A 263-nucleotide genomic window follows, 5' to 3' on the forward strand; every position below is an offset into this window, starting at 1 on the left:
GGCACGATATTGTTTGCTTCTTTTTTCCTTGAACCGATCACACCAGCAATCCCACCAGCAATAGCAATGAGGACATCCCAAATGGTTGGAGAGGTTCGTGCAATCAACTCGCTACTTGCATAAGACAAGGGAGAAATCCAGAAATACAGAGTCGAGACAAGCAAACTGACCAACACTTGAGTCAATAAAACCTCTAGAGATTGCTTGATTAAACGCGTATCAAAAATAGCTAAACCGAATCCCAGTCCAACAATCGGTGTCAT

At 43.0% G+C, this 263-nt stretch carries 1 protein-coding gene; it reads right to left on the reverse strand.

Annotated features, from left to right (window positions below):
* Positions 1-263 (reverse strand): DUF389 domain-containing protein (locus tag HMPREF2832_RS00270; RefSeq protein WP_148131331.1); only part of this gene is annotated, 263 nt, incomplete at both ends.

Source organism: Streptococcus sp. HMSC073D05 (assembly GCF_001812015.1).
In the GTDB taxonomy this organism is placed as follows: domain Bacteria; phylum Bacillota; class Bacilli; order Lactobacillales; family Streptococcaceae; genus Streptococcus; species Streptococcus parasanguinis_D.